Here is a 9,332-nt window from a genome sequence, read left to right as displayed (position 1 = left end):
TTGTGTATAAGAGACAGGAGGGAGACCGGCGATGCTGCTGGAGAGGAAGACCGCCGTGCTGCACGGCGCCGGTGGGCCGATCGGTGGGGCGGTGGCGCGCGCCTTCGCCCGGGAGGGGGCGCGGGTGTTCCTCACCGGCCGCACCCGGGAGCCGCTGGACGCGGTGGCGACCGACATCCGCTCGCGCGGCGGGACGGCGGACATCGGGGTGCTGGACGCGCTGGACGAGTCGGATGTGGATGCCTTCGTGGACGACATCGCCGCCGAGGCCGGTTCGGTGGACGTCTCGTTCAACCTGATCGGCTTCGGGGACGTGCAGCAGCCGCTCATGGAGATCGACGTGGAGGACTTCACCCGACCGGTGGCCACCCTGCTGCGCTCGCACTTCCTGACCACCCGGGCCGCCGCCCGGCACATGGTGCGACGCGGGTCGGGGGTGGTGCTCGCCTTCGGCGGGGGCGGCCCGCACACCCTGCCGAACCTCGGCGGGCTGAAGGTCGCCTTCGACGCCCTGGAGGGGCTGCGCCGGCAGTGGGCGTGCGAGCTGGGGCCGCACGGGGTGCGGGTGATCACGGTGAAGACCGGCGGCATCCCGGAGTCCATCCCGACCGACTTCGAGGGGCGGGAGGCGATCGAGGCGCAGATCGTCGCGCACACGCTGCTGCGTCGGGCGGCCACGTTGGAGGACGTGGGCAACGCCGCCGTCTTCGCCGCCTCCGACATGGCCGCCGCGGTCACCGCCGCCGACATCAACATCACCTGCGGCAGCGTCATGGACTGACCCGTCGACCACTCGTTCGCCCCCGGAACGTCACTCCCTCGGAGAAGTGATCCCGGGATAGAGGTATATACTTTCCACAAGCGTGTATATACAAGGTGGGCCCATGGCGAAGATGCTGATCGACATCGACGAAGAGACGCTGGCAGCGGCCCAGGAGGCGCTGGGGACCAGGACCAAAAAAGAAACGGTGAACACGGCGCTGGCGGAAACCGCTGCCCGCATACGGCGGGCCAAGGCCCTCGCCGAGGCCCGGCGCCTGATCGCCGAGGGAGCCCTGGACATGGCTGTTCTCTCCGACAAGACGAACTACCGCGCCTCTCACCCCCGCCAAGAGGCCTCCGGAAGCGATACATGACGCCGGCGCACTACCTCATCGACACATCGGCGGCGGTCCGCCTGCTCGGCCCGGAGGGCAAACACCACGAATGGGATCGAGCCATCGAGGCCGGCTTGGTGGCCATGAGTGACATCACCGAGTTGGAGATCGGCTTCTCCGCCAGAAGTTCGGCGGACCGGGCGGCTGTCCTGGCCACCCTGCACCAGTGCTACGCCTGGGCTCCCGTTCCCGAGGGAACCTACGAGCGGGCCCGGACGGTACAGCGGCTTCTCACCGAGCGCGGGTGGCACCGGGGGGCCGGACCGGTCGATCTCCTGGTGGCGTCCATCGCCGAGCTCTCGGGCCTGACACTCCTGCACTGCGACCGCGACTTCGAGTGCATCGCCGCCGTGACCGGGCAGGCGACTCTGATATTGACCGACTGATATCGACCGACCGAGTTCGGTTTCCGCCCCCCGGCCCCGGCCCCGACCTCGGGCCCGGCTGCCCGTACGAGAGCAGCCGGGACACCGGCGGCAGCGGCCGACCCAGCCGGCTCTCCGGCCGACCCCCGCCGGCTCAGCGCACGGGGTGACCGGCGGCGCGGAGGGCGTCCTTGACCTGGCCGATGCGCAGGTCGCCGAAGTGGAAGACGGAGGCGGCGAGCACGGCGTCGGCCCCGGCCTCCACGGCCGGCGGGAAGTGCTCGACCGCGCCGGCGCCGCCGGAGGCGATGACCGGGATCGTGACGTGCTTGCGCACGGCCTCGATCATGGTCAGGTCGTAGCCGTCCTTGGTGCCGTCGGCGTCCATGGAGTTGAGCAGGATCTCCCCCGCCCCCAACTCCGCCGCGCGGTGGGCCCACTCGACGGCGTCGATGCCGGTGCCGCGCCGGCCGCCGTGGGTGGTGACCTCGAAGCCGCTGGGGGTGGTGGTCTCCCCGGTGACGCGTCGGGCGTCCACGGACAGCACGAGGACCTGGCTGCCGAAGCGCTCGGTGATCTCCCGGATCAACTCGGGTCGGGCGATGGCGGCGGTGTTGACGCCGACCTTGTCGGCACCGGCGCGCAGCAGTCGGTCCACGTCGTCGGCGGCGCGGACGCCACCGCCCACGGTCAGCGGGATGAAGACCTGTTCGGCGGTGCGCCGCACCACGTCGTAGGTGGTCTCCCGGTTGCCGGAGGAGGCGGTGATGTCGAGGAAGGTCAGTTCGTCGGCGCCCTCGGCGTCGTAGACCTTGGCCATCTCGACGGGGTCGCCCGCGTCCCGGAGGTTCTGGAAGTTGACGCCCTTGACCACCCGGCCGGCGTCCACGTCCAGGCAGGGGATGACCCGCACCGCGAGGCTCACGCCGCGGCCTCCGCCCGCACGGTCTCCAGCGCGGCCTCCAGGGTGAAGGCGCCCGCGTACAGGGCCTTGCCGACGATCGCGCCCTCGACTCCGATCGGCACCATCGCGGCCAGGGCCCGCAGGTCGTCCAGGCGGGAGACACCGCCGGAGGCGACGACGGGGCGGTCGGTGGCGGCGCAGACGTTGCGCAGCAGCTCCAGGTTGGGGCCCTGGAGGGTGCCGTCCTTGGCGATGTCGGTGACGACGTACCGGGCGCAGCCCTCGGAGTCCAGGCGGGCCAGGGTCTCGTAGAGGTCTCCGCCGTCACGGGTCCAGCCCCGGCCGCGCAGCGTGGTGCCGCGCACGTCGAGACCGACGGCGATGCGGTCGCCGTGTTCGGCGATGATCTTGGCGACCCACTCGGGTGCCTCCAGCGCGGCGGTGCCCAGGTTGACCCGGGTGCAGCCGGTGGCCAGGGCGGCGGCGAGCGAGTCGTCGTCGCGGATGCCGCCGGACAGCTCGACCTTCACGCCGGCCTCGGCGGTGACGCGGGCGACCTCGGCGATGCGCTCGCGGTTGTCGCCGGTGCCGAAGGCGGCGTCGAGGTCGACCAGGTGCAGCCAGCGGGCACCGGCGCGCTGCCAGGCGAGGGCGGCCTCCAGCGGGTCACCGTAGGAGGTCTCGGTGCCGGACTCGCCGTGCACCAGGCGCACGGCCTGCCCGTCGCGGACGTCGACGGCCGGAAGCAGTTCGAGCTCGGGGGTCATCACAGGCTCTCGATCCAGTTGCTGAGGAGTTGGGCTCCGGCGTCGCCGGACTTCTCGGGGTGGAACTGGGTGGCCCACAGGGGGCCGTTCTCGACGGCGGCGACGAAGGGCTCCCCGTGCACGGCGCGGGTGACCAGCGGCGGGCTCATGCGCGGGTTGATGGTCTCCATCGTCCAGTCCCGGGCGGCGTAGGAGTGCACGAAGTAGAAGCGCTCCTCGGGGTCGATGCCCGCGAAGAGGCGGGAGCCCTCGGGAGCCTCGACGGTGTTCCAGCCCATGTGGGGGACGACATCGGCGCGCAGCCGATCCACGGTGCCGGGCCACTCGTCCAGGCCGGCGGTCTCCACGCCGTGCTCGATGCCCCGGCCGAAGAGGATCTGCATGCCGACGCAGATGCCCATGACGGGCCGGCCGCCGGCCAACCGGCGCTGGACGACCCAGTCGCCGCGCGCCTCGACCAGGCCGGCCATGCAGGCGGCGAAGGCGCCGACCCCGGGCACGAGCAGGCCGTCGGCGTTCATCGCGGCGTCGTAGTCGCGGGTGATCTCCACCTCGGCGCCGGCGCGGACCAGGGCGCGCTGGGCGGAGCGGATGTTGCCGAAGCCGTAGTCGAAGACGACGACGGACTTTCGGGCCCCACCCCGATCGGCGGCCCCGCCGGCGGAGCCGGTGGTCGGGGCGGCCTCCGGGACCGCGCCCGGCTCGGTGTTCGGGTCGGTGGTCACTGGTTCCACACCTCCAGGCGGAGCACCCCCGCCACCAGGCACATGGCGGAGGCGACGCCGAGCAGCACCACGACGCCGCGCGGCAGGTCCTGCCGGGCGAAGGACCAGGCGCCGCCGGCGAGGAAGAGGCCGGCGGCGATCAGGAGCGTCGAGGTGAGGTTCACAGGGCTCCCTTGGTGGAGGGGATGCCGGTCTGCCGGGGGTCGATCTCGCTCGCGTACCGCAGGGCCCGGGCGAGGGCCTTGAACTGGCACTCCACGATGTGGTGGGCGTTGCGGCCGTAGGGGACGTGGACGTGCAGGGCGATCTGCGCCTGCGCGACGAAGGACTCCAGGACGTGCCGGGTCATGGTGGTGTCGTAGGAGCCGATCATCGGGGCCATGCCGTCGGGCTCGCTGTGCACGAGGTAGGGGCGGCCGGAGAGGTCCACGGTGACCTGCGCCAGGGACTCGTCCAGCGGGACGGAGGCGTTGGCGAAGCGGACGATGCCCTTCTTGTCGCCGAGGGCCTGCCGGAAGGCGGCGCCCAGCGCGAGGGCGGTGTCCTCGATGGTGTGGTGGGTGTCGATGTGCAGGTCGCCCTCGGTGCGCACGGTCAGGTCGAACAGGCCGTGCCGGCCGAGCTGGTCGAGCATGTGGTCCCAGAAGCCGACGCCGGTGGAGACGTCGACCTTCCCGGTGCCGTCGAGGTCGATCTCGACGAGGACCTTGGTCTCCTTGGTGGTTCGTTCCACGCGGCCCGTGCGGGTCATCGGTCGTTCTCCTTCATCAGCTCGCGCACCGCGTCCAGGAACGCGTCGTTCTCCTCGGGGGTGCCGGTGGTCACCCGCAGCCGGCCGGGCACGCCGTTGTCCCGGACCAGCACGCCCTGCTCCAGCAGGAACCTCCAGGCGGCGTGCGCGCCGCCCGGGCCGTCGAACCGGCCGAACTGCACGAAGTTGGCGTCGGAGTCGGTGACCTCGCAGCCGATCGCGCGCAGTTCGGCGACCAGTCGGTCCCGTTCGGCCTTGAGCTGTTCGACGTATCCCAACAGGGTATCGGTGTGTTCCAGGGCGGCGAGCGCGGTGGCCTGGGTGACGGCGGACAGGTGGTAGGGCAGCCGCACGAGTTGGACGGCGTCCACGACGGCCGGGTGGGCGGCGAGGTAGCCCAGCCGCAGGCCGGCGGCGCCGAACGCCTTGGACATGGTGCGGGAGATCACCAGGCGGGGGCGGCCCTCGATGAGCGGCAGCAGCGAGGGACGGTGGCTGAACTCGCCGTACGCCTCGTCCACGATCACCAGGGCACCGTGTTCGCCGGGGCCGGAGCGGGCCCGCTGCGCGGCGTCGTGCAGAGCGAGGACGGTCTCGGCCGCGACGGCGGTGCCGGTGGGGTTGTTGGGCGAGCAGACGAAGACGACGTGCGGCCGGTGCTCGGCGATGGCGCGTTCGGCGGCGGGCAGGTCGATGGTGAAATCGCCGGCGTCCCGGGGACCGGAGACCCAGCCGGTGCCGGTGCCCCGGGCGAGGAGTGCGTGCATCGAGTAGGAGGGCTCGAAGCCCAGCGCGGTGCGGCCGGGCCCCCCGAAGGCCTGGAGGAGCTGTTGCAGGACCTCGTTGGAGCCGTTGGCGGCCCACACCCGGTCGGTCCCGAGCGACAGGCCGCAGGTACGGCCGAGGTAGTCGGCCAGCGCGGCGCGCAGTTCGACGGCGTCCCGGTCGGGGTAGCGGTTGAGGTCGCGGGCGGCCCCGGCGACGCGCTCGGCGATGCGGGCGACCAACTCGGGCGGCAGGGGGTGGGGGTTCTCGTTGGTGTTGAGCCGTACGGGCACGTCGAGCTGGGGGGCGCCGTACGGCGACTGGCCGCGGAGCTCCTCCCGGATGGGCAGGTCGTCGAGCGTGCGGACGCCGCCCGCCGGGGCGTCGGCGGGCGGGGTGGGGGTGTTGCCGGTCACGTGGAGCTGGGTACCTTCCAGTCGAACCGGGCCTTGAGCGCGGCACCGTGCGCGGGCAGGTCCTCGGCCTCGGCGAGGGCGACCACGTGGTGGGTGACCTCGGCGAGGGCGTCGCGGGAGTAGTCCACGACATGGATGCCGCGCAGGAAGGACTGCACGGACAGCCCGGAGGAGTGGCAGGCGCAGCCGCCGGTGGGCAGCACGTGGTTGGAGCCGGCGCAGTAGTCGCCGAGGGAGACCGGGGCCCAGGGGCCGACGAAGATCGCGCCGGCGTTGCGGACCCGGGCGGCCACGGCGGTGGCGTCGGCGGTTTGGATCTCCAGGTGCTCGGCGGCGTAGGCGTCCACCACCGCCAGGCCGTGGTCGAGGTCGTCGACGAGGACGACGCCGGACTGCCGGCCGGTGAGGGCCTCGGTGACCCGCGACTCGTGCTTCGTGGCGGCGACCTGTTCGATCAGGGCGGCGTCCACCGCGTCGGCGAGAGCGGTGGAGGGGGTCACCAGTACCGAGGCGGCGAGCACGTCGTGCTCGGCCTGGCTGATGAGGTCGGCGGCGACGTGCGCGGGGTCGGCGGTGTCGTCGGCGAGGACGGCGATCTCGGTGGGGCCGGCCTCGGCGTCGATGCCGATGACGCCCTTGAGCAGTCGCTTGGCCGCGGCGACCCAGATGTTGCCGGGACCGGTGACGAGCTGGACGGGGCGGCACTCGTCGGTGCCGTGGGCGAACATGGCGACCGCCTGGGCACCGCCGGCGGCGTGCACCTCGGTGACGCCGAGCAGTGCGCAGGCGGCGAGGATCACCGGGTGCGGCAGGCCGTCGTGTTCCTTCTGCGGCGGGGAGGCGACGGCGAGCGACTCGACGCCGGCCTCCTGGGCGGGCACGACGTTCATGACCACCGAGGAGGGGTAGACGGCGTTTCCGCCCGGCACGTAGAGGCCGACGCGCTCGACGGGCACCCAACGCTCGGTGACGGTGCCGCCGGGAACGACGGTGACGGTGTGGTCGGTGCGACGCTGCTCGCGGTGGACGAGGCGGGCGCGGCGGATCGACTCCTCCAGGGCGGCGCGGACCGCCGGGTCGAGTTCGGCGAGGGACCTCTGCAGGGCCTCGGCGGGTACCCGGGTGCGCTCGATGCGCACGCCGTCGAACCGCTCGGCGTACTCGATCAGCGCCGCGGTGCCGCGATGGCGGACGTCCTCGCAGATGGGCCGCACCTTCTCCAGGGCGGCTTCCACGTCGAGTTCGGCGCGCGGCAGCAGCTCACGGTCGATTCCGGCGCCGTCCCGGCCGGAACCCCGCAGATCGATTCGCTTCAACACACCCACCAGTCTCTCAGACGCCGGGGGGCGTCCGGCTGTCGTCCCACAGGGTGATACGACGCGTGATACGGAGGGCAGGGCCTCCCGGGGGCGGGCGATCGGGGGGCGTGCGCCGTGGCGCCGGGGCGCGTCCGATGGCTCCCGCTCCCGGACGGTCCCCCGGTCGGAACGCTAGGCTTCGCGCCGTGACGACGACCCGCCTGCCGCTGTTCCCCCTGCACGCCGTGTTGTTCCCCGGGCTGGTCATGCCGTTGAACGTCTTCGAGGCCCGCTACCGGGCGCTGGTCTCGGATCTGCTGCGGCTGCCGGGGGACGGGCCGCGTCCCTTCGGGGTCGTCGCGATCCGGGAGGGGTACGAGGTGGCGCCGCCCGGTCGGGGGTTGCCCGGTGAGCCGGGCGTGTCGGCCCCCGACACCCGGCCGGGCGCGGGTTTCGCCCCCGATCCGATGGACTCCTTCCACCCGATCGGGTGTGTCGCGGACGCCACCACGATCCGGCAGCACGACCCGGCGGGGGGCACCGGCGCGGGCGACCCGGGTGACGACGCGGACGACGGGGACGGGCCGCGCTCGTTCGAGGTGCTGGCGACGGGCACCACCCGGTTCCGGTTGCTGTCGGTGGAGAGCGCGGGCCGCTATCTGGTCGGCGAGGTGGAGCTTCTGGAGGAGGAGGCCGGCGAGGGCGCGGAGGTGCTCGCCACGGGCGTGCTGCGTGCCTTCCGCGCCTACCAGCAGCGCCTGGCGGGGGCGTACGAGCGCTCCCTGGTGCCGGGAAGCGAGTTGCCGGAGGAACCCTCGGTGGTGTCGTATCTGGTGGCGGCGGCCACCGTGCTGGAGACCGCGGAGAAGCAGGCGCTGTTGGAGGCGCCGGACACCGCCGCCCGGCTGGCCCGGGAGCTTCGACTGCTGCGCCGCGAGATCGGCGTGATCGGGAAACTGCCGTCGGTGCCGGCGGTGGAGTTGACCCGCCGGCCGACCAGCCCGAACTGAGCCGGGCCGGCCGTGGCGGCGGACGAGCCGGGGCCGGGCCCCGGGAGAGGGAGCGGGGACGGGATGGGGCGGAAGAAACGGGCGGGGAGCGCCGGCACGCCGGCGACCGTGGCGGCGACCCGGGCGGGCGTGGAGTTCACCCTGCACGCCTACGAGCACGATCCGGCCTCGCCGTCCTACGGGGAGGAGGCCGCGAAGGCGATGGGCACCGACCCCGCCCGGGTCTTCAAGACGCTGGTGGCGGAGGTGGACGGGGCGCTGACGGTGGCGGTGGTGCCGGTCTCCGGAACCCTGGACCTCAAGGCGCTGGCGGCGGCCGTGGGCGGCAAGCGGGCGGTGATGGCCGACCCGGCGGCGGCCGAGCGGGCCACGGGCTACGTGCGCGGCGGAATCTCCCCGCTGGGGCAGCGGCGCCGCCTGCCGACCGTGGTGGACGCCTCGGCCGGGGAGTACGAGACGGTCTGCGTGTCGGCGGGGCGGCGGGGCCTGGAGATCGAGCTGGCGCCGGCGGATCTGGTGCGGTTGACGGAGGCGGTGACCGCGTCCGTGGGACGCGGCTGAGTCCCCGGCCGCCGGGACGCCGAAAATCGCTCCCGGGAGTGGGCCGGCTCCCGGGAGCCGGCTCAGTTCCAGCGCGGGAACGGCGGGGGCGGGATCTCGCTCTCCCGCGGACTCCACAGGGCCGTGCCCACGAAGTGCGCCAGCAGCGCCCCGAAGGGCAGGCCGATCAGTGAGCCGAGGGTCCTCAGCTCGAGGGGCGCTTCGAAGGGAGTGCCCTCCCCGACCTCCGCCGCGCGGGCCACGAGGTCCTGCTCGGGGCCCAGGAGGATGCCCAGTCGCCACGCGATCACGGCACCTATCGCCGCGCCGACGGCCAGACCGAGCACCGCGCCCACCCCGCCCCGGCGTCTGAGCAGGAATACCAGCAGGCCCAGGACCACCCCGACGGCCAGACCCATGAGCAGGAAGCTGCCGTCACCCGCGATGGCCTCCTCGCTCTCGGAGTTCACCAGGTAGACGCCGTCGCCGTCGGAGACCACCCGCACCCGGGGGGAGAACAGGCCCCAGAGCGCGCCGAGGGCGATACCACCGAGCACGGCCGTGATCACCAGGGCGATGAGCGCGTCGGACGCCTCCCGGCGGGTGTCCCCCGGGGAGCGACGCCGGGCGGGCC

The 9,332-nt window shown here is 73.2% G+C and carries 13 protein-coding genes; 5 read left to right on the top strand and 8 right to left on the bottom strand.

Annotated elements, in window-relative coordinates; all coding sequences use genetic code 11:
* Nucleotides 1-31: 31 nt before the first annotated feature.
* The 3 genes from FNQ90_RS05425 (at nucleotide 32) to FNQ90_RS05415 (ending at nucleotide 1,543) form a co-directional block, all read left to right on the top strand.
* Entirely contained in the window at nucleotides 32-781 is a 750-nt protein-coding gene (locus tag FNQ90_RS05425) for an SDR family NAD(P)-dependent oxidoreductase (protein ID WP_182605215.1), read from the top strand.
* A gap of 103 nt (nucleotides 782-884) precedes the next feature.
* Entirely contained in the window at nucleotides 885-1,136 is a 252-nt protein-coding gene (locus tag FNQ90_RS05420) for a type II toxin-antitoxin system VapB family antitoxin (protein ID WP_182605214.1), read from the top strand.
* Nucleotides 1,133-1,543, top strand: coding sequence for a PIN domain nuclease (locus FNQ90_RS05415; protein ID WP_182605213.1), 411 nt, complete (start codon nucleotides 1,133-1,135; stop codon nucleotides 1,541-1,543). The genes FNQ90_RS05420 and FNQ90_RS05415 overlap by 4 nt, the downstream gene beginning before the upstream one ends.
* Nucleotides 1,544-1,676: 133 nt before the next feature.
* Here the strand turns inward: FNQ90_RS05415 and hisF are convergent, their stop codons facing one another.
* From hisF to hisD, 7 genes are all read right to left on the bottom strand, one after another.
* Entirely contained in the window at nucleotides 1,677-2,447 is a 771-nt protein-coding gene (gene hisF / locus FNQ90_RS05410) for an imidazole glycerol phosphate synthase subunit HisF (RefSeq protein ID WP_182605212.1), read from the bottom strand.
* Nucleotides 2,444-3,193 carry a bifunctional 1-(5-phosphoribosyl)-5-((5-phosphoribosylamino)methylideneamino)imidazole-4-carboxamide isomerase/phosphoribosylanthranilate isomerase PriA gene (gene priA, locus FNQ90_RS05405; protein WP_143618752.1) on the bottom strand — a complete coding sequence of 250 codons (750 nt, stop codon included), beginning with the start codon at nucleotides 3,191-3,193 and terminating at the stop codon, nucleotides 2,444-2,446. The genes hisF and priA overlap by 4 nt, the downstream gene beginning before the upstream one ends.
* Nucleotides 3,193-3,786, bottom strand: a complete 594-nt coding sequence (gene hisH / locus FNQ90_RS05400) for an imidazole glycerol phosphate synthase subunit HisH (protein ID WP_407699306.1) — start codon at nucleotides 3,784-3,786, stop codon at nucleotides 3,193-3,195. Before hisH ends, priA begins: the two co-directional genes overlap by 1 nt.
* 128 nt (nucleotides 3,787-3,914) lie before the next feature.
* Nucleotides 3,915-4,082 (bottom strand): hypothetical protein, encoded by a 168-nt coding sequence (locus tag FNQ90_RS27065; protein WP_182605210.1) that lies wholly within the window; start codon nucleotides 4,080-4,082, stop codon nucleotides 3,915-3,917.
* Nucleotides 4,079-4,669, bottom strand: coding sequence for an imidazoleglycerol-phosphate dehydratase HisB (hisB, locus tag FNQ90_RS05390; RefSeq protein WP_143618748.1), 591 nt, complete (start codon nucleotides 4,667-4,669; stop codon nucleotides 4,079-4,081). The genes FNQ90_RS27065 and hisB overlap by 4 nt, the downstream gene beginning before the upstream one ends.
* Nucleotides 4,666-5,850 carry a histidinol-phosphate transaminase gene (locus FNQ90_RS05385; RefSeq protein WP_182605209.1) on the bottom strand — a complete coding sequence of 395 codons (1,185 nt, stop codon included), beginning with the start codon at nucleotides 5,848-5,850 and terminating at the stop codon, nucleotides 4,666-4,668. Before FNQ90_RS05385 ends, hisB begins: the two co-directional genes overlap by 4 nt.
* Complete coding sequence (gene hisD, locus FNQ90_RS05380; RefSeq protein ID WP_182605208.1) at nucleotides 5,847-7,169, bottom strand: histidinol dehydrogenase; 1,323 nt, start codon at nucleotides 7,167-7,169, stop codon at nucleotides 5,847-5,849. Before hisD ends, FNQ90_RS05385 begins: the two co-directional genes overlap by 4 nt.
* Nucleotides 7,170-7,354: 185 nt before the next feature.
* On the opposite strand from hisD, the gene FNQ90_RS05375 reads away from it, so the two are divergent.
* Nucleotides 7,355-8,158: an LON peptidase substrate-binding domain-containing protein gene (locus FNQ90_RS05375; protein ID WP_182605207.1), complete on the top strand. Its 804-nt coding sequence runs from the start codon at nucleotides 7,355-7,357 to the stop codon at nucleotides 8,156-8,158.
* A gap of 63 nt (nucleotides 8,159-8,221) precedes the next feature.
* Entirely contained in the window at nucleotides 8,222-8,719 is a 498-nt protein-coding gene (ybaK, locus tag FNQ90_RS05370; RefSeq protein ID WP_182605206.1) for a Cys-tRNA(Pro) deacylase, read from the top strand.
* 62 nt (nucleotides 8,720-8,781) lie between these two features.
* On the opposite strand, the gene FNQ90_RS05365 is transcribed toward ybaK, so the two are convergent.
* Nucleotides 8,782-9,332: ABC transporter permease (locus FNQ90_RS05365; RefSeq protein WP_182605205.1), on the bottom strand; the 551-nt coding region annotated here is incomplete at its 5' end.

It is taken from the genome of Streptomyces alkaliphilus, assembly GCF_014141535.1.
GTDB lineage: Bacteria > Actinomycetota > Actinomycetes > Streptomycetales > Streptomycetaceae > Streptomyces > Streptomyces alkaliphilus.
The sequence above is the reverse complement of the archived record's forward strand: the minus strand, read 5'-3'. Positions and strand labels throughout refer to the sequence as shown.